The organism is Pedobacter sp. Leaf216 (assembly GCF_001421515.1).
Lineage (GTDB): Bacteria > Bacteroidota > Bacteroidia > Sphingobacteriales > Sphingobacteriaceae > Pedobacter.
The window spans coordinates 1-22,942 of sequence record NZ_LMKM01000026.1; the positions used below are offsets into that span (position 1 = coordinate 1).

A 22,942-nucleotide genomic window follows, 5' to 3' on the forward strand; every position below is an offset into this window, starting at 1 on the left:
ATCAAGCATTGAACTTCAAATCTCCTGTAGATTTATTACAGGAAATTTGAGGACAAAATTATACTTTTGAATGGTCTGAAAAACAGGGGAGCTTACAGCAAATTATCCTCATGATCATCCAATTGTTCTTCAAGCTCCCGATATAAAAAAGCGGCCTGAAGAAATACGAGAAAATTAATATGAAAATCAAGAAATACATCAATAGAATTATATTCACCATTATTGTGATCGTAAAACAAAATCGTTGATTTTTCTATAATAACACATTCTAAATTGAAGTTCATTCTTAATCAATAAATGTATCATATTCTCTGTAATAATTTATGGCCTTAATAAAGTCTTCCGTTTCCGAATCATTTTTTCTTAGTAATTGATTTTCAACAATTGATTTAAATGTTTCCATTTCCAAGAATGTATCTACATCTAAGTCAACTGCGATCATTGGAAGCCCAGTATCCTCATCTTCATCATATTCCAATGCTTCATCTTCGGTAATGTGGTATATAGTCGTACCAGAGGGATTTTCCTCCCACTTAATTAAATTACAATATAGCCAGGCATCCCAATCTAAATTTTCTCGCTCTTGGATTAAAGTTTCAATACTAGTGTAAGTTTTCATATTTCGTTTTTATGTTATCGTTTATTTGCTTATCGGCAACCTGAACCACCTCCCCATTTATTTCTTCCACCGTAACCTTTGGGATGATAATCAGGAAATCTTGAATTATGATCAACTCTATCTACAAGTTGAAGTAACCCTCCAACTTCTGGATGATGGTGCCAAGTAGTACCAGTAAATGCAGTTCCTTTAAATGCTCCCTTTGGTCCAGGTTTAACGTGATCGAAAATACCCGGATACTTTGTTTCTAATGCATTTTTAAGACTTGGATCATTTTTTAATTTATTATATAACTGCCGATTGCCTTCTTGAAAATGTTTTCTGTCAGACATACGCCACATATCTTTAGAAATATATGATTCGTGATGTACATCATAAACACCTGGATTAGTACTAATTAACCCGAATTTATCCACTTCAATTTGAGTATCTCTCACATAGGAATAAAAATTAAATTGCTGTGAATCAAGGCCTATTGGATCTTTACTGATATATATCCCAGCTTTGCTATCATAATACCTAAATCTATTGTAATATAATCCTGTCTCTACATCCTCATATTGCCCCTGGTAACGGAACGGTACAAATTCCCTATCGCCACTAAGTTTACGGATTTTTCCATAAATATCGAGTTCGCAATCCCATACTTTTTTTCCAGAACCATCATAAGCTTGTACTGGAGTGCCCAAATAATCACTAATAATAGAATAATATTGGCCATTAACAATTTTGGCGCTAGGTGTAAATTCACCCTGATCGTAAACCCAGGTAATTAAATCGTTGCCCAGTGGTTCCGTTTTATCGTAGCTGAGCAGTCCATCTTCATTAACCCCCAGTTTAGGCCGTTCTTTTAAAGGGTAATTCCATTCGTGGAGCAATAAATTACCATCCCACACATAGCGATAAACAACCCCCTCCCGGCCTCCCCCTTTTGGGGAGGAGCCATGAACAATTTTGGCTTTCCTTCTGCCCAAGGCATCGTATTCGAAACTGATGATTTCGCCGTATGGATTTTTAACGGCTTTCATCATCCCGTTGGCCGCCCAGGCATAAGCCCAGTCGCCCTCTTTCCATTCTGGTAAATCGGGTTCTGCATCTGCTAAGATATCCAGCGTTTCCGCTTTAGGGATATCAGGATCGGCCATTCCCCAATTTAATTTTTTTCCAAATAAGCCATTATCTTCTGGTTCGGCAACTTCTCCTTTGGCCAGACCTATAATATTACGCTTGCTTTTTTGCACAAGGTTGCCTTTGGCATCATAACGGTAATACCACTGGTCATCTTTAAGCAGTTTACCACCTTTATCATAACGCCTGTCACTGCGATCAGCAGTTTTATATAAGTTCCCGGTTTCATCAGGATTTTTATAGATGACTTTGCCATCATCACTATAACTTGCCGAAGCCAGACTGCCAAAAGTATCGTACCTGTAATTGATGCTGCCTCCCGTAATGCTGTTTAAGCAACTATTGAGTTTATCATTCGGCCCCCAGGCATATTGTTTAAAAGCAATGATAGAACGACTGGCTTCTACCTTCTGACTGATTGGATGACCTTCATGATCATAATCGAAAGTAGCTTTTATCCCACCGCTTAAACTGCGGCTGGTTTCCTGTCCGTTTTTGTTACGGCCAATGGTTGCAATCCATTCTGCTGACCCGTTACTTTTCGCGGCAATGCCATTCAGGTAACCTATTTCATCATAATCGTATTGAATATCGGCCCCTAATGAACTTTTTAAACTGATCAGATTTCCAAAAATATCGTATTGATAATTAATCTGGTAGCCATCCTGTATTTCCTGGGTAATCATACCCAACGGATTGCGCTTAAAATTAACCGAAGAAAGTTCATTTTCTGCACCAATGAGCAAACCAAGTTTATTGTATTGAAAGGCTTCGTAGGTACCATCTTCATAGCTGCTATACACCAACCGGCCACTCAGATCGTAATTGTGGTAAATGGCCTTACCATCGGCCTGTATGGTTTTAATAACCTGCCCATCCTGGTTGCGGATGTATTGTTGCTCCTGTCCATCAAAACCGATTTCTTTCACCACATCATCATTCGCATCCCTTAAAAAGATATATTCTTCGCCTTTTTCGTTGGTAATTCCTTTTAAATTTTCCCATTTATCGTAGGCAAAATGAAGCGTCTGGGTATTTTGATGTGATAAATTGTTGCTTCTTTTTTGTGTTTTTAGACTACCCATTGGGGTATAGGACATTCGCCATTCTTCGCGGCCATCGGTGGCATAAACCGGAAGATCATAGGCGTCGTATTCGAAACGTAAAGGCTCTTCACCAAAATCTTTTACCAGGATTACGCGCCCCATTTCATCCCGTTCCCAAACCGTAGTTTGATCACCGTCAGGACTAAAACGGATCAAGCGTCCGTAATCATCATAAGTCCAACGACGGCTATTGCCTTCGCTCGAAACCGATTCGATCAGCTGGTTTAAGCTGTTATAAGTCCAATGAACTTCATAGCCATCATTGTCACGGCAAAAAACAGGTAATTTTTGTCCATCGGTATAATAAAAATCGACTACCCTATTGTCTTTTTGAACATGTTTAAGCAGTTGGTTCTGCTCATTATATAACCAGGTTTCATTTGAACCGGCGGGATCACTGCGCAAAATGAGGTTATTGTTTTCATCGTAGGCATATTGATATTTCTCGCCATCTGCGGTATGGTAGGTAATAATGTTGCCCCGATCGTCGTATTCATAGCCGATTACCCTGCCTTCAGGGCTCGAAACCATTTTTTCTTCGTTATAGCGATCGTGCTCATACCAGGTTTCGCCACCCATGGCATCCACCTTTTTGTAAACCAAATCGTTTTCATCATAATAATAACGTTCTATTTTACCATCGCGATAGTAAACCTCGTTATATCCTTGCTCCGGAAAGTAGCTTATCGATCCGCTCATAAAACCATCTCTACCTTCGGTATGAATTACACGGCCTTCTGCATCGTAAGTCCAGAAATAAACCATATTGTTCCGGTTAGTTCTTTTCACTACATGGTTGTTCTCATCATACTCAAAGCTGATGGCCTTACCCGCCTGATCATATACTTTGATCATATTGCCACGTTGATCATAATCGTAACTCACTAATAAATTTCTGGTATTTTTATAGTGATAATAAACGGCATTAATGGCTGTAGCATCATTATTATGCTTCATTTCGAGCACACGGCCAGAGTTTTCTACAATCCGGGTTAAAAGTTGTTTTTGATAATAAAAGGTAAGCTGGCTGCCATTGGTATATTCGATATGGTTTATACGGTATAAATCTCCATTTGCCCCCCCTCTAAAAAGGGTATACGTGTAAATATCCTGATCAATGGTAAGTACCCAGGTATTTTCATCCGGTCTTTCCATCCAGAGTTTCTGCGCACGATCGTATTGTTTACCTGAATATGCTTCGATATAAGGTAAAGGCATCACCATATTTTCGGTGGGGTGGCTAAAACCTACAATGCCGGCTTCCGGATCAGGATAAATGTACAGGTCGTAATTGTTGTATACCTGGTTGCCCAACATGCCCGAATAAGGTTTATCACTGCGCCATACATTGCTCCAGGCCAGTGTTTGGCCAGCTGGCAGTTCGAAATCGGTCCACTCGAAAAACATAGCACCTGTAACGAAATTTACAGGCTCTAAACCCCAATGACAAAGCTTTTTTGATATTGGATTATTTTTAAAAAGCTTCCCTAATACCTTATTAACCCCTCTTAAAGCCGCTTTAGATAAAGCCCCACCTAATTTGGTAAGCCCTCTCATAATACCAATGGCGGCAAAGCGCATTAAATATTCCTTTAATGTATAATTATGCGGTGCAAATTTACCACCAACCAATACCGGTTTACCGGTATTGATCTGCACATACATGCTTAATAAATCACTATAAAAAGCGAAATAAGCAAGAGGATTTTTCTTTAATTTACCAGGTACAGTTGGTAGCGGTTTTAATCCCATTGGTGGGCACCAACAAGTTAATACCTGCCCAGGATTAGAACCACTCATTTCAGATCCCTGTCCTTTTACAGTGGTAGAGCCCCAATACACTTCACCCTCATGCGGTGAACCCGGAATATTTACAATGAAATAAACCGGTATAGAACTGATGTGCCTAAAAGGGAGTAAAACCCCCATCACACTTGTAGTCGTGGTAGCTTTATGTCTGCCATGTACAAAAATAGAGCCCCCCATCGGGATACTGGCTGCACCAATTAAACCTTGTGCGAATTTTGGAATAGGAATGTTAAACCGCAGATAATCCATCGGATCGAAAACCATACCGATAAAAGGATGGGGCAACGGTAATGGAATAAAGCCAAATGATGGCGGGATGGGAATGGTTGTCCAGTGAAAATCGATCGCCAGCACCACATCAAAATGTTTACTAACATGCTGTACCGCTGTATTGGCCATTGCGGGTTTTTTGGCTGTTAAAAGCTTTAACGTACTTTTTGCCGCAGGCGGATTACTTCCGGGGGCAACAGCACCACCGCCACCACCAACCGATTTTGGTTCAGCTTTAGTTAAGCTTGCAGATAGGCTTATTGACCTATCGGTAGCCATATTCGGTTTACTTGCTTTAATCTTTTTCATCTGCATTATTTTTGGGTGATATCATCACCGAACATCCTTAGGATAATGGATTGGAATGGTTCTTTGGCACTTCTGCCATCGATTTCCAGTCTTCTCCGTAATCCTGCTGCATCTCCAGATCTAATTTTTTACCTTCTGGACTTTCCTCCCCATATTTTTTTAACATGATCGATGCGGTATAAGCCATCGAACTTTGTCGCCGTTGTTCTATCGGCATCTTTTTTGCAATTTCTAAACACTTTAAGTAATAGGCCATTGCTTTGCCAGATCCTGATATTTTGCCATCAGAAAGTTGTCCAAGCAAACGGGTACATTCCATAGCTATAAAATCATTCTCGATAAACTCTGCAATTTTAATCGCCTTTTCGAAGTACTTTTTAGCTTCATCTTTACTTGCATGTGCCAGGAGAAAGCTACCATAGCTCATGTGAATGTGAGCACTTAATAGCGAGCTTTCTCCGGTGCGAGCCAAGGCTATTTCATATTGCTGACGCGCTTCTGTTTTCTTACTTTTTACGGCTAAACTCTGTGCCAACATAATCCTTGCAGCAACAACAGCTTCTTGTAATCCCTGTTTTTGGGCAATTACAATGGCACGTTCCAAAACTGCATTGGCCTGCTCGTGTTTACCTTTACTTAAATAATTACTGGCAATCAATATTTGTTGCTGGTAATCGGCTTCAGGATCATTTTTTTCGCGGTTGGTATGTGCTGCGGCATTCTGCATCAACTGGCTCACATCGATATTAATCCTAAACTCGGTTCCTTGTTTTAATTTTTTTAAAGTACGGTGTGTATGGTGCTCTGTATAAACCAGCTTAATATTTTGATTTTTTATGGCTTTAACACAGTTACACCATTCATTAATCCATTCAGAAAGACCCGTAACATCATTAATGCTTGTTGGTGCCAGCTGAACATATATTTTTTTCAACTTTAAATCAGGATAGAGACTGCAGAGCTGTTCTAAAGCGAGAACAGGCACATACGCGTCTGTTTTATAAATTTTTGCGTTTACACTCATATCCACATCCCAAACGATCCCTTTCCCAGTATCTTTCTGCCATAAATCAAAAATCTCTTTCCACTCTTTAACCAAATTTTTACCGTAATCATATACATTTTGAAATTCCTGGTAATGAAGCAGGAACATGTCATCGGTACGGCTTTCTTCCGTTAATTGGTATTTGAAATAAGCTTCAAATAAATTTACCTCGTGCCGTTCACCTAAACAAAGAAACAGGGTTTCTGATGGATGTTGTCTTACTACTTGTTGCCATTGTTTATCTATTTTAAATAGTTCGAGTTGTATCGGATTCATTGGAGCTTAAGTCGGCATTAATTTAGGTTAATCGTTCCACTACTGATATTTGTTTCACTTTCGCCACCTACGTTAATCTTTTTCGAAGCAAGGTTAGCTTCCGTTTCTCCACTCATCGAAAGTGTTTTTGTGCCAATATCAAGGGTTTGCGATTCTATACCAATTCCAGAAGTTGGTGTTCCATCCTCAGGGCCCACACCTATACCAATACTCACCGAAGCGGAATTCCCAATGTTTTCGCCCAATGTTAAAATATCCTTGCCTTTTATGATGATTTTCCCAGTTTTATCCATAAAAATGCTGCTCTCCCCACATTTAATAAGGATGGATTCTTTGGTTTCGAAAACCGCTTTTCCTGCCCCGTCCAGTTCGATAAAATTGCTGTCTTTATCACGCATAACCATACCCGCACCATCATCCATAGTTAAAGTATGTCCGCTTTTAGAAGTCAAGCTTTTGCTGTTATTGCTAGAACTACCACCACTACCACTTTTGCCATGAAATACAGAGCCCAGTACAATTGGCCTTGCAATATTTCCTTCTTCAAAAGTTAAGGCAACCTGATCACCAATCTCAGGAATAAATACAAAGCCCCGGTTTTTACTCACTTTATCGCTGCTTCCGGCATCGGGCGTAATTACCCGCAGCCATTCGGTTACATCATTGGTTTTACATTCCCATTTAAATTTTACTTTAATACGCCCTTGTCCTTGTGGGTCGGCATTGTCAATTACATCAGCCAGTTGCATATCCGGATTGGGTTTCTTATAATTTTTAACAGCTAACCGCTCCGTTGTAGCCACCACTCCTTCGAAAGTATTGAAATATTTACCTGTTCCATCAATATCATGATTGATGCTGGTAATCAGAAACTTACCCAAGCTTTCAGTAGAAAAGGATAGTTCTTTTCTGAGGCTCATCGTAATTTCTGCAATACTTCCTATCCCTAATGCAGCATTATCACCACTTGCATTTACTTTCAAAAGGTTACTGATGTGTGCTTTTTCTTCGTTTTGCACATGACTTTTAATATCATTGCTATTATCTACACGTATGAGTGCTGGCTGATTAAATGTTTTACTGTACATGGCATTAGATACCTGTATGGCGTGTGCTAAATCTGGCGATCCATTGCTTGCACCACTGCTTTCGCTCTGCAACATTTCATCCTGTTTAGGATTATAGGCAAAACGTTTATTTTTAATCGGTGCAATTTCCATGGCATATTGCAAGTTTTGTACATCTCTGCCATAAACCAGGGCAACCTCCTTCTGATCATCGGGTTTGCCAAAATTCAATTGTTTACCGTCATAATAAAACCATTCATGGTATTCGCCTGAAAGCCTGTTCAGGAAGTCGAAATCACTTTCACGGTATTGGATCAGGTAATCAATTGGCTCTTTTCTGGCTGCATTCGCCACAATTTTAATATCGTTTGATGGTACGTCTGAAGTAGCAAGGTTTACAATAGCATTCAGATCTTTATCCAGATAGGAACCAAGATCCGGACCACGGTCAATCAGAATTGTCGGACTATATCCACTCACAATCAGCACGCCATGGTAACCATGGCTTTGTGCCAGTTCTACTTTAGTTACCAGGCCGGCAAAATCCTGTAAACTGCCAGATTCATAGCCGAAGGAAGCGGTAAAGGTTTTACCTACAAAATCACGACTTTCATTTAAATTAATCAAACCAGGCTCACCCAACTGGTCGTGGTTAAAACGTAGCTCGAAATAATGATGTTCGTTAAAAGACTGTTGCAGGCTGAAAGAAGAAAAATGTGTAATTTCTTTACCTTCTATATTAATTTCTACTAGGAGTTTCTTTTCCATAATATTCTATCTTTAGCAAATCCACAAATAAATTCCGCTGGTTCTTGGGTCTAAAAAATAATCTTGATATAAACACTTCTTACCATCCCAAAGGGTGAAATGACCTGTTGCATCGCTAAACTGTGTTTTAAAGCAGATGATGCCCGATACACCACTTATTTTGTCTTGGAATGCCCTTAATTGAGTTACTGGGATAAATTTGTCTCTAACTGCTTTTTCTACCTTTAAATCAGGTTTTTTGTATTTGTGGCTTAGGTAGTCGAAGAATTCACTTACCCGGAAACAATAATGCTTGTGATCAGCTCCTGCAATTGTTTCGAACTTTTTTGTATATGGATACCGCTTGGGTATGGCATGAACTTTTGCCTTTTCCTGAACCAGTAAATCCTGCTTTGTGGAATATTTCCAACTCGGTGTATTCAGAGTGAAGGTTTTGTTATTAATACCCAGATAATTAAATGCCTTGCTCATCCGCACCACACAGGTATTGGTAATGTAGGCCACATTAACGGCACCGCCAATTGTTGCTTTTACCAGCTCGCTACTTGTTGCAGGATAATTTACCCTTAAATCCGTAAAACTTGGCAAAGAAAGTGGCATGTTACTTTTTAGTTAAGAGTGAATCAAGATATTTGGTACTTCTAAATGATGCATTTTCCAATGCGAAATAAAATACATCCTTATTTTTTGAAGATAAAAGAGATGATTTGTTCTTTTTAAGAAAAACAATCAGCGTATCATTTGGATATTTTACATATTTTAAATCACTCATTGCCATATATTTCAGGCTATCCATAGATTTTAGATTTCCTTTAAATGACTTAATTATGTTGGCACTAAAAACCTTTTCAGCATTATAAATGGAATCAACCCGGCTAACATTAATAAGCAATATATATGGTGCTTCCTTTTTAAGGCCTAAGACCATTTCTGTAGGTGGATTTTTATTTATTTCGATTTCCGACTGCTTACTGGTACTGACCGAAGTCAATGAATCTTTACTAATGGCAGTGGGTAACACGTGCTGCTTGTTGTGATTTTGATTGCACGCGGCAAAACCCAAAGCCAAAATGGACCATAATAAAATATGTGCACTGTTTGTTGGCTTCAGTTTAATTTTATTGAATTTAAAAGCAAATACATCTGCCATGAGGAAGGTATTTAAATGTTTAACTCAATCCTGTTCCATCTGATTAAGAAAAGGGTAAAAAACCCAGGCAATAGATGACTATCTTTTGCCTGGGTATTTGAAAAAAAATTAGGCTTTAGGCCAATCGTTTTCGTGTTCTGCGTTGCCTAGTTTTAGCTTACGTGCAGAAACCACAAAACTTAAAGTCATGGGTGTATTGTCGTTTACCGCAATACCTTCGTTATATTGAATGATGTAACCATCTTCGAAAGACAGTTCTTTCATTTTTGCATCTTCTTCGCCTTTTTTGAAAACCAATGTTCCAGAAAGTGGCTTATATTGGTTGTTAACCATCGATTCGATTACCGAAGTATNTTTCCATCGGCTAACTGTTCTTGGCAATACCTTCGTTATATTGAATGATATAACCATCTTCGAAAGACAGTTCTTTCATTTTTGCATCTTCTTCGCCTTTTTTGAAAACCAATGTTCCAGAAAGTGGCTTATATTGGTTGTTAACCATCGATTCGATTACCGAAGTATCTTCGGTAGATTCGATTTCGATATTAATGGTTCCACCATAAACACCTGATGATGGACGGCCTTTTGCGTCAACATCTCTATTTAATGAAAAGCTGCACTGTAGTACATCAAATTCTTTTGATCCTAAGTTTCCTGATGATGGACGGCCTTTTGCGTCAACATCTCTATTTAATGAAAAGCTGCACTGTAGTACATCAAATTCTTTTGATCCTAAGTTTAAACGGGTTTTRAATGCCATTGTAGTAAGTTTTAATGTTTTTAAAATGAATGAATTTGCGGTGAGCGGTTGGCGCTTAGCGTATGGCGGTTGGCGTTTTATTTACCTTACACCTTCAACCTCCCCCTAGGCTTTTGGCCAATCGTTAAGGTGCTCGGCGTTGCCTAATTTAAGCTTTCTTGCTGAAATCTGGAATTTGAGCGTCATCGGGTGATCCCCAATAATGTTGATCCCTTCGGAATACTTAACAATGTAGCCATCTTCGAAGTTAACTTCTTTCATCTTGGCATCCTCTTCCGATTTTTTGATCAAAAGTGTTCCTGTAATAGGTTTGTATTGATTGTTTACCATCGCCTCGATAATTGAGGTGTCTTCGGTTGATTCGATCTCAATGTCGATGGTACCGCCGTAAACTCCGGAAGAAGGTCTTCCTTTAGCANTAATTGAGGTGTCTTCGGTTGATTCGATCTCAATGTCGATGGTACCGCCGTAAACTCCGGAAGAAGGTCTTCCTTTAGCATCTACATCACGGTTTAATGCATAGGCACAATGAAGCACATCGTACTCCTTGCCTGAAAAGTTTAATCTAGCTTTGAAAGCCATAGTTTTAAAATTTAAAGGTTAAAAAATTGATTTTATGTAGCCTCCGCTACATTAAGTATAAACCAAATATTAAGCCAATTATTGTGTATGTTGCTCATATATAACGAGTAGCAAGGTTCACGACATTTAAAAATCTTGACTCACGCTATAGAAAACGCAGATTATTGTGAAGAAAAAAAGTGTATTTTTTTTAAAAATAATTATAGTATGATTTGCACTACAGCATATGAAATAAAATATTGTAGCGTTTCTGGACAATATGTTACTTTTATAAACAGATTTTCAGACAATGCTAATTTTTTTCAAATTGAAAACTGAAGAATCAACAAATATTTCTCTCCCAAATACCCATGACCTGTTTTTTCCATAACTTCTACTTTGCTTTTCTTATTATCTGTAACCCGCTAATTTTCTACTCTTCCAATACCCACTTATACTTAACCAAAGAAAAGAAAGGTTAAATGCCAAACAGATGATTATCAAGGCATCAGATTTTACCTGAAGTATAACAGAAATTAAATATAGAAATGCCGAAGTTGGAACCGTTAGCATAAATGCAAATAAAAATCGGAAAAACTGGGTTTTCGCATGATCAAAAGTATTGATAAAGTCGTAGTAAAAGCCAAGCATATTAAGTACCAGAAAAATGACTGACATGAACAATAAGCCTGTATTTTCGAGAATATACTGATTGGCTCCGATAAGGATATCAAAAACACCCGCTAAAGCATTCTTAAATATCATGACCGGAATTCCAAAAACAACGAGCAGCACTCCAAAATATACGGTACAAAAAAAAACCTTTTTTGAAAGTTTTTTAGGTTCATCCACACGGTAACTTTTAATAATTGTTTTATTAAAGCGAGATGGCCGGAAATTGTATAAAACGATAAGGAAAAAATAAAATTCAAGCTGGAAAATGGTCAATTGATAACCATCGTTTGTTTTTCTGATCAGGTTTTCGTTAGATGCCTGAATGATGAATGAATAAAATAGCGAGCATACGGCATAGAGCCTAAAAAGAAGGAAATAGTAAAATAGTGCGAATGAAATTCTTTTGGCAATCATTAAACTGTTTTAAAATTATAACCTTCAACAATTATCAGCTGTAAAATTTAGGATTATTATTTCTCCAAAAGTATTTTATGTTTTAACATTACTCTTTTTAAGCCCAACCCATCTCTACTATATACCAGTTTCATTTGCTTAAATTGTCCACCTTCATCATAAGTCATCCATGTAAAACTATGGGCTAAATCCAGATCTTTTGTTTCAGTGAGTGTAGAAAGGTACGGCCTTAACAAACTGAACATTAGGGCAATGACTTCGTTTTCATAAAGGCGGTAAATCCTAAACTTTTCTGTATTAAACACTAAAAATATTTCAAATAATATTTGATAAAACCAGGATTTTCTGGTCAATTCATATTGTACTGGTTTATTAAAGTAAGTATATAATTTATGTTTATTAAAACCTCGGTTATAAAAAATAATGATGTCATCAATTGAATCAATAGCGATTTTCTCCTTTAAAAAGAATGTTTCAATAATCAGATCGTTATTCTCTAAATAAATTTTATAGAACATATTCTACAATATAAATTTATCTTATTAAAGAAAGTGCTTCCCCTTTATTTTTCCTATGGAAAATTGCTTGTTCGTATATTATACTATGCCCGTGTTCCCTTCAAAAGGTTGTTAGTTTATGGCTTAATGCCAGGTAAGCTATCGGATAATTTCAAAAGAATTCGCATTTTTAGGTACGTAGATATAAAATGGAAAACCAAATTCTTCATTTTCTGCCTTTTTTAAATAGGAGATAATCGGCGAATGGTTCTCTCTTTTTAAATTTATGACACGGTTACCAGCATAAAATTCTACCAGTGGTGTCATTGGAAATTCCTGTAATACATACTCTTCTGCTTCTAACATTTTAAATATGTTTTTTAATGCGGCTAGATTATCTTCAATAAGATACATCGATGCATCGGTTTCTTCATATCGTCTTTTTAAGAGCAGATCCAGTGAAACTATATCTTCATTTTTAAAAAGATCGTAGATTCTATGGTAATACTTATGAACCTGATTAACAACACTTTGACTATCATTTTTTACAGCTATGGCATCGGTCCAACCTTTCAAATTATAAGGTACTTCTGCATTAAATTCGGCAATAGATTCTATTATTGGTAGTTTTTCATCGTTCGCCTTTTTCATTTTATACTCGTAAATAGTTGTTAGCTGCGACTGATCCATCGTAGCCGCGTCAAGATATTGTATCTTGATAGTGGCATCTGCATCTGGATGTAGGATTTGCCCTTTCAATGGTCTAAACCGAAGTTTAAGCTGCTGTGGGCCGCTGTGTAATATAAAATGATTGATAGGATAATTAGAAAATATGCTGCCTCCGCTCTCATATGAAAAGGCAAGCACGTCATTAATTAGTACATCAAAATTTGCAAGAGCGACATTAAAGTCAACTAAATAATAGGGTTCTTTCATCATGTATGCTCTGCTATTTAAAAGGATTGTCGATATTTTTATGATAACCTAAAATTACGGCGTCTTCAAATGCTTTTTTGGTAATAATATCGAGTTTGAAGTTTAAACTATTATTAACCGGATCGAGTGTTAAACGATATAGTACATCATTTTTTACCCATGAAGTTACCTGTGGATAATCGACAACCATACTATTGAAATCATTTTTATACTCTTTATAATATTCGGGAAAGCTTTCTTTAAGCATTGCCTTGGTTTTGGCACTCAAAGCGTCTGCTATGATGTTATTAACTGAGGCACTATAAGCTTTTCCGAATTTTTTCTTGAGATATTGTATGCTAACATCAGTTTGCTCTGCATTAACGGTAAATGAAACAAACGATAACAGGTTATTATAAGTGGTTATGACTGCCCCGATTGAAGGGTTAATTGTGGAACCGTGGAATTTAAGATTTGCGGTTTCCTTTTCATCAAAAGAATATTTAATAACTTTTTCGCCCTTATCAACTGTTTTAAAACCACCATCTGAAACTTCGATATGCCCATTCTGGTTTTCCACCCGCGAAGCATAATGATTTAAATCAATTTCCAATGGTTTATTAAAAGTTAATTGCGCAATATCTATTTCCTCTTTTTTACAGGCAGTCGATAACATCAACAGCAATAGAGCGGATGACAATAGTTTTATTTTCATATTATTATATATAATGTTTTTCAAATTTTATCTCGGCTGGTTTCACTATAACAGACTCGCCTTCGTAGCTAAATGTCCTTTTTATAAAACCGAATTTTATGGTGGTAGCCGCCACAAATTTAGCTTTAATACCGGCAAATGACGCGATCGGACTAGCATAGATTCCATTTTTATCAGCCCCAACCTCAATTCCACCTGTTACGCTTGTTTTAACATCAGCTGTCAACACACCTTCCACCCCCATGTTTGCTGTACCGGCTTTAGCCAATGCCTTAAACTCTACAGAAACCTTTATTTCACCTGTGCCTTTGACATTGCCAGTAGTTTCCTTGGGGAAGAGAACATTAATTTTGGTTTGACCATTAATATTGATTGCTCCACCAAAAGTCACTAAAAATGTAATCTGAACATTTTTTTCAAGTTTTTCAAGCACCCAGTTTATTACCGTTCCGGCCCCAGGACAAATAGCATTTCCACCATACTCCACAAACATTTTGAACAGATCTATAAAAGTATTGGCTTCAACAAGCGGTTTGGTGTCAGCACCGATCTCTACAATTTCGCCAACCCTGCCATTTGTCTTTTGGAGGTACCATTGTGCAGAAAAAGCAATAACCGGTGGTTTTACCTCAAAACTCCATTTACCTTTTGCCACTGGTGATTGAACAACAGTATCGGCCAACTGTTTAATTTTATTAAAAATGCGAAGTGTTTTAGCAATACGTTCTTCCCATTCCTTACCAAACTCTACTTTTTGTTTACTGCCATTTGCCGCGGTCCACTCTCCGGTTAATGAAAGTTCGAACTTTTGGGACATTTCACCGTAATTTTTGGACCATTCTGCATCTATTGCCGCACCAATAGCTTTATTCTGAGCATTTTTTAATTCGTAACCATAAAGTTTATTCCCATAAGAATAAGCAAAAGGCTGCGTGTGGGACCATTTAAACTCTATCGTCCATTTGATATCAGAATAAACGTGTATAGCAAGTGTTGGGTTATTCGGAACAGAATAATACCTGCATGAGTGGATATGAACTAAATAATTATTCATCAACCCATCTCGCCGCGGCCAAATATAATTTAATGGCATAACATTAAACTTACTCATCGTAGATACTGCTGGAATGGTAATTTTACCCTCAGTTTCTGCTTTTAAATCAACATTGATTAACTTGATGAATTTATTATGCTTTTTACGCTCGAAACAGGCCTTAGTATCAAAATTTATGGGTTCTACCAAAATATCCTGAGGTTTATTCCCTACTATTGCTTCGTAAATGATAGTTTCCGCATTATGTCCATAATATTCGAATGCAATATCTACCCTTCTATTACTCGTATATTCATATTCATTTTTGTATTTAATATTATCACGCCCCATTTTGTCATCGGTAGGGTTTACCTCACCATGCCCAACAGCTTTTATTCTGGTAGGATCTAGTTTCCCTTTAATAAAAAACTCTCTTACGGTTTTTGCCCTATTTTCTGACAAAACATTATTGTGATTTTGTTTACCAATTACGCAGGCAAATCCATCAAGCTGGATGGTACTATACCGGTGTTCGAGTAAAAACTGCAAAATATTATTAAGCTGTTTAATGCTTTCGGGTAAAAGTTCGGTACTATCGAATTTAAAAACGATAGATGTTAACGATTTTTCCCGCTTATCCTGGATATTCTTAAGACCCTTTCCATTATCAAAAACAAGAACTGGTTTAGCTCCAGCTTCGGTAACATTAATCTGTTCAAATTTACACAACTCAAATCTTTTGGCGTTTTTATCCGGCTCATAGATAGTAACCGGTGTTCTGTTCTGTGGCTTCTCTATTACATGAGAAACCACCTTATCTTTAATTCTTAAAAACCTCGCATGTGCGGTATCACCACCATCATCCTGAATATAGACCCCAGTTATTGGATGCACAACGCGGACATAAAATTCTTCAACATCTGACCTGTCTTTCATCGATTGATACCAGGCAAATGTATTAGGGATTTTCAGGTTAATTTCGCCATTTATTACATTAACGAAATAGATTTTTCGGGTAACTTCGTCTTCTTTTGGTAATAAACCATATGCTGACCGCAACTTTCTGAATACCCTAACCTCAACATTATTATATCCATTTAATCCTTCAGTATTGAATTTAAGCCAAACCAGTTCCCCATAAGAAAACTGATAGGTTTTGCGTACATCCTCTCCGCCCTCAGTACGGCTCCATTTACTATCTACAATTCTGGCAGGCGACTCCCCTCTAATTTTTATACCTGATTTGCCATCAAAATTACCACTCCATGTTGCTTCTATATAAAACAAATATGGCCCGGATAATTTTCTCGGTATCTTTAGCGCATACTTGGCGTTGCCGGGCAATGTTTTTTGGAACTCTATATAGCCCTTACTGTTAAAAACAGCCCATTTTATATCTTTTTTCTTATCTTGTTCAGTACTCCCTGGCAGCCATTCGCCTGCTTTAAACCATACAAACTGACTGGGTTCGACAACCAAAAGCTGATTTGGTATAGAGCCTTTTTTTGAATTATATACCGTACCCTCACCTGTCCATACGATTTTCTTGATTCCTTTGGCCATATCTTATGATTTAACACTTACTTCCATGCCTTCAAAATCATTTGCAGACTCATTTAAAGATTCTGACAATGGATTAAGTTGTGATTGTACATTTTTATTTGCATTATCGAAGTTTTGCTTTGAGGCTTCTGCTTTTTGTCCATGATGAATAATTTCAATGCAATCTGTACCACCAACCGGGCAGGTTGCCTTACTGTCTTCAAGCAAAATTTTACCTCCATTAGACAGTATGGTTTCTTCATAAAAACCAGACCATTTTGTTACAATTGCACTACAGGGTTTATTGTTCATCTTCGAACATGAGCCGAACATGTTTTTTTCGAAAGTTGCATTAATATCAACTGTAGTTGCTATAGGCTTCTTACTTCCATCTTTATCGTTTGCATATTCTTTAGCATGGGTAAGAACCTTCAATTTATCAGGTGCTGATCCATACTTGCACATGCATTGAGCACCTTGAACAACAATGTGTTTTTCTGCCATATCTTTATTTATTAAATAACCGCTCCCAAAATCCCTTTCTTGATGAACCATCAAGAATAACCATATCTGAAACAGGCAAACGATCAACATTTGTATCCAAAACAAAATCGTGATCAAATTCTTGATCCCCATCAGGAATTATTGATATTTTTATTTTTACACTTGTTTTCACAGCTTCATTATAGGTTACTGATGAAAAAAGCGAAACAATGCGTTTACTCTTTGGATGTAAAAGATAATACCCTTCATAAGTTCCCGTAATTTTATCCCCAAAATATTCATCATCAACCGAAAGAATCTTACCTGTATGTAACAATTCGATTCCGCCGAAATCATTAGTCTCCGTGCTTAGCTGCTCAACTGTTTGATATCCTTCAATTTTAAAATCCCGCACAATTGGAAATTTATACGTGTTTTCCATCGTGTGGTTCCTTCCGTATTCCTTATAAATCGGCCGAAAAAAAGTATGAAGAAACCAGTCATGGTTCAAAAATGCGAGCTGTAATTTATCCTGATTGGAAAGCTGTCGTTCCATTTTCAGCAGGTAATCTTCTACCAGATCGCCTTCAAAGTCATTTAAAACTTTATTTTTTACAGATGGCCATCGGTTAAATATTTCATTATAATTATAAATATTTCTGAACCCCCCATTATGATCTACAGAAATAACCAAAGGATAAAAAACTTTTCCAGTGGCATAAGCTAAACGGTCTGCTATTAAATCCGGTAAAGTTTCATTAATAAAAACATCACTTATCCGCTCAATCTGGAACAAGGCCTGACCTTTATCAACATGCTTTAATCGGGTTATACGCAATTGATATTTAACCTCATTACTTTCCTGTTCCTCATCAAAATGAATCACAACACTATAATTAACAGACTGTTCAGTGGGCCATTCTAAATGAAGAGCGCTTTTGCCAGGATAGTAAATTTTTTTATTTGCAATGTCCACCTTAATTTATAATAAAATCTAACATTCTACTTATTACTAACAGGCTATTTCACTTGCCTAACGAGTTTTAATACTTCCGCCTGCGTCATATGTATTAACTTTATTTTACTAAGGCTTTTTCTGGCAATGGTTGTGAAAATCTCCGTTTCTAAGTTTTTTCCCGTTTCTTCTACATTATCTTTCCACTTAAGCGGAATAGATTTTGAAGGACTGAATACTGCTTTACGTGATGTGATCTGACGATCTTCATTGTTGCGATAAGTTGTCATCTCAATAGCAGCCGGATTTAAATAACTAATCTTTTTACTAAAGTGCACTTCATCTGCTGAAGCTGCTTTAACCGACTCAATATTACCCTTATTATTATATTGATACTTAAAATTCCAGGTATCTTTTAATTGTGACTGGCTTCTTTTAACCGTAACCTTTGATTGCTGAATCTTTTTTTCCCATCTCCCCTGATTTGCGGAAAGTAAAATTGGATAAATATCGGTAATCTCATAATCCTCAATATAATCTTCCAGAAAATCGAAAAGACTTAAAATGGAATGTTTAACCTCAACCTGTTGTTTTAGCAAGGAATAAAATTTAGGGTACAGTATATAGCGATCATTTTGATTGATCAGCACGCTATGATCCGAATCTTGAAATATGACTTTTAAACCTTCATTAACATCTGAATTACTTAATACCGATTTAATATGAAGATTAAGTCCATTATTTGTTGAGGTTAGCACATATGCTGTAGCTTCAGACAAAATCCCACCAGCAACTTTGTAAACAAATAAACTGTCGCCCAAGGTATTATGTACATACAAAATTTTGCTTGTATCACGCTCGTTCTCTTGTTCATATTTAGCTGATACATAACGGGTTAATAAAATACCATTATAACTATTTGCAATCTTTTTTCCTGGTTGTGCTACCGTACAGCCCATAAATAGGAAATTCAGAATTACGATATTGATGAGTTTAATCATGGCTACTGGTTACTTTGGGGTAGAGGCTGTTAAACTTGTAGGGGTGATTTTCCAGAAAATACTTTTCCCTGCGGTAATGGTGGCCGAAATACCATTTGTAGTTTTTACACCTGTTTCATAATAAAAGTTTCCACCTGCCCAGTACTTCTGATCACTAAAATCTGACGATGGAACTGCATATTTAATTCTATCGGGAACATCAACTTCTTCAAATAAGGGTTTGCCATCGGCTCCTTTAATTTGTTTCCCATCTGGTCCCTTTACAGGTTTTTTAATTTTTTTCGTAATATGTTCATGCGTACCTTTATCTGTTTTATCATCATGATTGCCTTTATCTTTATATCTTGCAGATGTACCGTTTGCAGCCACAAACTCATCATAAATGTTTTTTGGAATTTCTACAAATTTATATTCGTCAAATTTGTTCTGCCCTAACTTATTGTATGGATTTGTTTCAGAATTTCCCCAGGCAAGAAAGTCAGTTCCGTCCCAGAATTCTGCTCCGTCTGTAATGTCTTTCACTCCAAAACAAACATCAAGTACTGCATATCTTGACAGTTTAGATTTATCATCATTTTTATCTGGAAGCTCCTTTTTGTTAGGTACCGATGAATATCCTGAAGCCAATAATGCACGCCAGGTTTTATTTGTAGAAACAGATCGGTTGTGGCTAGTAAATGCCACACACCTGAGTTCCTTAATATCTGCATTACCAGATTCATGGCTAACGATATAAGCAATATATCTGAAATCTGCATGAATCAACGCTTTACCATCGTATTTTACTAACTGTGATTCATCATTAACAGTTTCCCATTTTTTTGCTGCAACTGCCTGATCGTATTTATCTTTTGTAGTGATGTAAATTTTTGCACTGCCCGCTATTCCACCAAGATATTCGCCTTCTCTTGTATAATAAACATACTGAATATCATCTTTGGGCTCTTCTGACGGGGCATAACTACCAAACTGAACATTTGCCATAACTAACTCGATTTACCACCTTGACCAACCACTTTTTTATTACTAATAAGAAAAAGATTCTTAAGTCTCGCTTCAACATTAATATGATCGGCTATCTTTTCAATATTATTTCCAGCAATGAGTTTATAATCGGTTCTCACTCGGATGCTCATATTAGTACATTGTTTTTTAATCGCCATAATTAAAACAATTTTGATTTCTCGGCACTATTTACCTCAACGGTTTTACCACTTTGCAAAGTCATATTTTCTTTCTGACTAAATAAAGTAATTTCACTAGCCAGTTCGTTCGAGGTTTCAGCCTGCCTAATGAAGTCTTTAGATACAGATTCTGTCCTGTTATCAGAGTTTTCCTGAATATCTCCTGTAGCACTTAGCGAATAATTGTTTCCTGCAATCATCGAAATATCTTTGTTAACAGAAATACTTTGATTGTCACCTACGCTTGTACTTTGATCTTTACCCACCTGCACATCCATATTCTCCCCTACATTAATCTGCATATTCTTACAGTTTAGTGTCATGTTCTCCAAAGCGGTAATCGTAATATTATTGCCCTTTGTGTCAATATGGATAATATTCTGATGGATATCCGTAATTTTTATTCCCTGGCTACTCTCATTATCATCAAACTCAACCAGGTGCCCGCTCCTGGTAATTATACTTTTCAGGTGGTTTTTAATTAATGGACTGCTATCTACACTTGAGCTGTGATACACACTTCCCATAACAACCGGGCGTGCAATATTTCCTTCTTCAAAAGCAATCATTACCTGATCATCAATTTCTGGTATGGCAAAATATCCACGGTTATTTCCTCTGTCGCCAATACCGGCACTTGGCGTAACCACGCGTAACCACTCGGTTACATCGTTGGTTAAACACTCCCATTTAAACCTTACTTTAATGCGCCCTTGGCCCTGTGGATCGTTATTATCGATTACATCGGCCAACTGCATATCCGGCTGAGGTTTTTCGAAGTTTTTAACCAATAAGCGTTCGGTAGTAGATATCTTCCCTTCAAAAGTATTGTGGTACTTACCATTTTCATCAATGTGGTGTTTGATACTGGTAATTAGGAATTTACCCAAACTTTCTGATGTAAAAGCCATTTCTTTACGAAGGCTCATGGTAATTTCGGCAATACTACCAATGCTTAAGCCCGCATTATCACCTTTGGCTGTAACCTTTAACAGTTCACTGGTATTGGCTTTCTCTTCATTTTCTACCAGGTTCTTTATGTCGTTATTGTTATCTACCCTGATCAGCGAAGGCTGATTAAAGGTTTTACTAAATGTAAGATTAGAAGCTTTAATGGCATGTGATAAATCAGGTGTGCCATCTACTTTGCCAGAACTTTCGCTCAGCAGCATCTCATTCTGTTTTGGATTGTAAGAGAAACGTTTGTTCTTGATTGGTGCAATTTCCATTGCATATTGCATTTCCTGCACATCCCTGCCATAAAACAAAGATATTTCTTTCTGTGTATCGGGCTTACCGAAATTTAGTTGCTTACCATCATAAAAAAACCACTCATGGTATTCGGCCGAAAGGCGGTTTAGAAACGAAAAATCGCTTTCTCTATATTGAATAATGTAATCAATTGATGAACTTCTTGCAGCGTTTGCAATAACTTTTAAATCATTAGCCGGGGTATCTTTTGTAGCTAATTTTACAATTTCATTCAGATCTTTATCAAGATAAGAACCTAAATCCGGTCCACGATCGATTAAAATAGTTGGACTATAACCACTTACAATTAAAACACCGTGATAACCATGGCTTTGCGACAGTTCTACTTTTGAAACTAAACCTACAAAATTCTGCATACCATCTGGCGAATGACCAAAAGATGCAGTTAACGTTTTACCGACAAAATCGCGGCTGTCATCTAAACTAATCAATCCGGGTGCACCCATTTGATCGTGATTAAAACGCAGTTCGAAATAATTATGTTCGTTAAAAGCTTGCTGGAGACTAAAGGAAGCAAAATGGGTAATTTCCTTATCTTCTATATTAATTTCTGCAATGAGTTTCTTTTCCATATTGATTTATCTTGATCACAACAATACCCAAATCCAATACTAAATATATAAACGTGCGGTTAAATTAATAATGGAACCGTGTTCAATATTACCTATGTTTTGCTGAATATTATGTGTGGTTGCCGAACCAAACGTTTTACTTGAATAGTAAATGTTTTTTACTGCAATATGTTTGAGATGGTTAGACATAATTGAGCATTAATTTACGAGCTGGCTTTGTAGTTATAGCTACTTAACCCTGGGATGATAATTTAGGATGATATAATTTAGCGCAATAATGGGTTAACTAAATACGCCCCGATAAATCGGGGCGCATCAATTAAATTGATTTTATATTAAAAATGATTAAGCTTTAGGCCAATCGTTTTCGTGTTCTGCGTTGCCTAGTTTTAGCTTACGTGCAGAAACCACAAAACTTAAAGTCATCGGGGTATTGTCGTTAACGGCAATACCTTCGTTATATTGAATGATATAACCATCTTCGAAAGACAGTTCTTTCATTTTTGCATCTTCTTCGCCTTTTTTGAAAACCAATGTTCCAGAAAGTGGCTTATATTGGTTGTTAACCATCGATTCGATTACCGAAGTATNTTTCATTTTTGCATCTTCTTCGCCTTTTTTGAAAACCAATGTTCCAGAAAGTGGCTTATATTGGTTGTTAACCATCGATTCGATTACCGAAGTATCTTCAGTAGATTCGATTTCAATGTGAATGGTACCACCATAAACACCTGATGATGGACGGCCTTTTGCGTCAACATCTCTATTTAATGAAAAGCTGCACTGTAGTACATCAAATTCTTTTGATCCTAAGTT

21 protein-coding genes and 2 pseudogenes are annotated in these 22,942 nt (G+C 37.0%); all 23 read right to left on the minus strand.

Annotated elements, in window-relative coordinates:
• Nucleotides 1–286: 286 nt before the first annotated feature.
• A complete protein-coding gene (locus ASE74_RS18030; RefSeq protein WP_055912091.1) occupies nt 287–619 on the minus strand; it encodes a hypothetical protein in 333 nt (110 codons plus the stop codon).
• A gap of 29 nt (nt 620–648) precedes the next feature.
• Nucleotides 649–5,241: an RHS repeat-associated core domain-containing protein gene (locus tag ASE74_RS18035; RefSeq protein ID WP_162235823.1), complete on the minus strand. Its 4,593-nt coding sequence runs from the start codon at nt 5,239–5,241 to the stop codon at nt 649–651.
• A 37-nt stretch (nt 5,242–5,278) separates the two neighbouring features.
• Nucleotides 5,279–6,562, minus strand: coding sequence for a hypothetical protein (locus tag ASE74_RS18040; protein ID WP_055912096.1), 1,284 nt, complete (start codon nt 6,560–6,562; stop codon nt 5,279–5,281).
• Between the two features lie 17 nt (nt 6,563–6,579).
• The gene (locus ASE74_RS18045) at nt 6,580–8,397 is read right to left on the minus strand and encodes a type VI secretion system Vgr family protein (protein ID WP_055912099.1); all 1,818 of its coding nucleotides are present in this window, start codon (nt 8,395–8,397) and stop codon (nt 6,580–6,582) included.
• A 12-nt stretch (nt 8,398–8,409) separates the two neighbouring features.
• Nucleotides 8,410–8,997, minus strand: a complete 588-nt coding sequence (locus tag ASE74_RS18050; protein WP_055912101.1) for a T6SS effector amidase Tae4 family protein — start codon at nt 8,995–8,997, stop codon at nt 8,410–8,412.
• Between the two features lies 1 nt (nt 8,998).
• Nucleotides 8,999–9,547 (minus strand): hypothetical protein, encoded by a 549-nt coding sequence (locus tag ASE74_RS18055; protein ID WP_055912102.1) that lies wholly within the window; start codon nt 9,545–9,547, stop codon nt 8,999–9,001.
• Between the two features lie 108 nt (nt 9,548–9,655).
• On the minus strand, nt 9,656–9,880 hold the full coding sequence (tssD, locus tag ASE74_RS18060) for a type VI secretion system tube protein TssD (protein WP_082458846.1): 225 nt from the start codon (nt 9,878–9,880) through the stop codon (nt 9,656–9,658).
• Between the two features lie 31 nt (nt 9,881–9,911).
• The gene (gene tssD / locus ASE74_RS18065) at nt 9,912–10,307 is read right to left on the minus strand and encodes a type VI secretion system tube protein TssD (RefSeq protein WP_162235824.1); all 396 of its coding nucleotides are present in this window, start codon (nt 10,305–10,307) and stop codon (nt 9,912–9,914) included.
• Nucleotides 10,308–10,412: 105 nt separating this feature from the next.
• Nucleotides 10,413–10,685 carry a type VI secretion system tube protein TssD gene (gene tssD, locus ASE74_RS25235; protein ID WP_369800194.1) on the minus strand — a complete coding sequence of 91 codons (273 nt, stop codon included), beginning with the start codon at nt 10,683–10,685 and terminating at the stop codon, nt 10,413–10,415.
• A gap of 41 nt (nt 10,686–10,726) precedes the next feature.
• Nucleotides 10,727–10,889: pseudogene (tssD, locus tag ASE74_RS25240) on the minus strand (type VI secretion system tube protein TssD); the annotation flags it as partial.
• A gap of 390 nt (nt 10,890–11,279) precedes the next feature.
• Nucleotides 11,280–11,957: a hypothetical protein gene (locus tag ASE74_RS18075; protein WP_055912106.1), complete on the minus strand. Its 678-nt coding sequence runs from the start codon at nt 11,955–11,957 to the stop codon at nt 11,280–11,282.
• Between the two features lie 56 nt (nt 11,958–12,013).
• Entirely contained in the window at nt 12,014–12,475 is a 462-nt protein-coding gene (locus ASE74_RS18080) for a hypothetical protein (RefSeq protein WP_055912108.1), read from the minus strand.
• Nucleotides 12,476–12,613: 138 nt separating this feature from the next.
• Nucleotides 12,614–13,393: a hypothetical protein gene (locus tag ASE74_RS18085; RefSeq protein WP_055912111.1), complete on the minus strand. Its 780-nt coding sequence runs from the start codon at nt 13,391–13,393 to the stop codon at nt 12,614–12,616.
• 10 nt (nt 13,394–13,403) lie between these two features.
• Complete coding sequence (locus ASE74_RS18090) at nt 13,404–14,084, minus strand: hypothetical protein (protein ID WP_157255473.1); 681 nt, start codon at nt 14,082–14,084, stop codon at nt 13,404–13,406.
• A gap of 4 nt (nt 14,085–14,088) precedes the next feature.
• Nucleotides 14,089–16,680 carry an OmpA family protein gene (locus ASE74_RS18095; RefSeq protein ID WP_055912115.1) on the minus strand — a complete coding sequence of 864 codons (2,592 nt, stop codon included), beginning with the start codon at nt 16,678–16,680 and terminating at the stop codon, nt 14,089–14,091.
• Nucleotides 16,681–16,683: 3 nt separating this feature from the next.
• On the minus strand, nt 16,684–17,163 hold the full coding sequence (locus ASE74_RS18100; RefSeq protein ID WP_055912127.1) for a DUF4280 domain-containing protein: 480 nt from the start codon (nt 17,161–17,163) through the stop codon (nt 16,684–16,686).
• A gap of 4 nt (nt 17,164–17,167) precedes the next feature.
• Complete coding sequence (locus ASE74_RS18105; protein WP_055912117.1) at nt 17,168–18,118, minus strand: hypothetical protein; 951 nt, start codon at nt 18,116–18,118, stop codon at nt 17,168–17,170.
• A 44-nt stretch (nt 18,119–18,162) separates the two neighbouring features.
• Nucleotides 18,163–19,098: a hypothetical protein gene (locus tag ASE74_RS18110; RefSeq protein WP_055912118.1), complete on the minus strand. Its 936-nt coding sequence runs from the start codon at nt 19,096–19,098 to the stop codon at nt 18,163–18,165.
• Nucleotides 19,099–19,107: 9 nt separating this feature from the next.
• Entirely contained in the window at nt 19,108–20,082 is a 975-nt protein-coding gene (locus ASE74_RS18115; protein WP_055912120.1) for a hypothetical protein, read from the minus strand.
• A 2-nt stretch (nt 20,083–20,084) separates the two neighbouring features.
• Nucleotides 20,085–20,261 (minus strand): hypothetical protein, encoded by a 177-nt coding sequence (locus ASE74_RS24805; protein ID WP_157255475.1) that lies wholly within the window; start codon nt 20,259–20,261, stop codon nt 20,085–20,087.
• A 2-nt stretch (nt 20,262–20,263) separates the two neighbouring features.
• Nucleotides 20,264–22,126, minus strand: a complete 1,863-nt coding sequence (locus tag ASE74_RS18120; RefSeq protein ID WP_055912122.1) for a type VI secretion system Vgr family protein — start codon at nt 22,124–22,126, stop codon at nt 20,264–20,266.
• 345 nt (nt 22,127–22,471) lie between these two features.
• The coding region (tssD, locus tag ASE74_RS25245; RefSeq protein WP_304437834.1) for a type VI secretion system tube protein TssD at nt 22,472–22,716 on the minus strand (245 nt) is incomplete at its 5' end.
• A gap of 1 nt (nt 22,717) precedes the next feature.
• A pseudogene (gene tssD / locus ASE74_RS25250) lies at nt 22,718–22,942 on the minus strand (type VI secretion system tube protein TssD); the annotation flags it as partial.

Bases quoted from the DNA above. Each gene is read 5' to 3' on its own strand.
- ASE74_RS24805 (WP_157255475.1), bottom strand. From the start codon at position 20,261: ATGGCGATTAAAAAACAATGTACTAATATGAGCATCCGAGTGAGAACC.
- ASE74_RS18115 (WP_055912120.1), bottom strand. From the start codon at position 20,082: ATGGCAAATGTTCAGTTTGGTAGTTATGCCCCGTCAGAAGAGCCCAAA.
- ASE74_RS18050 (WP_055912101.1), bottom strand. From the start codon at position 8,997: ATGCCACTTTCTTTGCCAAGTTTTACGGATTTAAGGGTAAATTATCCT.
- ASE74_RS18055 (WP_055912102.1), bottom strand. From the start codon at position 9,547: ATGGCAGATGTATTTGCTTTTAAATTCAATAAAATTAAACTGAAGCCA.
- ASE74_RS18075 (WP_055912106.1), bottom strand. From the start codon at position 11,957: ATGATTGCCAAAAGAATTTCATTCGCACTATTTTACTATTTCCTTCTT.
- ASE74_RS18030 (WP_055912091.1), bottom strand. From the start codon at position 619: ATGAAAACTTACACTAGTATTGAAACTTTAATCCAAGAGCGAGAAAAT.
- ASE74_RS18095 (WP_055912115.1), bottom strand. From the start codon at position 16,680: ATGGCCAAAGGAATCAAGAAAATCGTATGGACAGGTGAGGGTACGGTA.
- ASE74_RS18045 (WP_055912099.1), bottom strand. From the start codon at position 8,397: ATGGAAAAGAAACTCCTAGTAGAAATTAATATAGAAGGTAAAGAAATT.
- ASE74_RS18090 (WP_157255473.1), bottom strand. From the start codon at position 14,084: ATGAAAATAAAACTATTGTCATCCGCTCTATTGCTGTTGATGTTATCG.
- ASE74_RS18110 (WP_055912118.1), bottom strand. From the start codon at position 19,098: ATGATTAAACTCATCAATATCGTAATTCTGAATTTCCTATTTATGGGC.
- ASE74_RS18100 (WP_055912127.1), bottom strand. From the start codon at position 17,163: ATGGCAGAAAAACACATTGTTGTTCAAGGTGCTCAATGCATGTGCAAG.
- ASE74_RS18120 (WP_055912122.1), bottom strand. From the start codon at position 22,126: ATGGAAAAGAAACTCATTGCAGAAATTAATATAGAAGATAAGGAAATT.
- ASE74_RS18085 (WP_055912111.1), bottom strand. From the start codon at position 13,393: ATGATGAAAGAACCCTATTATTTAGTTGACTTTAATGTCGCTCTTGCA.
- ASE74_RS18080 (WP_055912108.1), bottom strand. From the start codon at position 12,475: ATGTTCTATAAAATTTATTTAGAGAATAACGATCTGATTATTGAAACA.
- tssD (WP_082458846.1), bottom strand. From the start codon at position 9,880: ATGGTTAACAACCAATATAAGCCACTTTCTGGAACATTGGTTTTCAAA.
- ASE74_RS18035 (WP_162235823.1), bottom strand. From the start codon at position 5,241: ATGAAAAAGATTAAAGCAAGTAAACCGAATATGGCTACCGATAGGTCA.
- ASE74_RS18040 (WP_055912096.1), bottom strand. From the start codon at position 6,562: ATGAATCCGATACAACTCGAACTATTTAAAATAGATAAACAATGGCAA.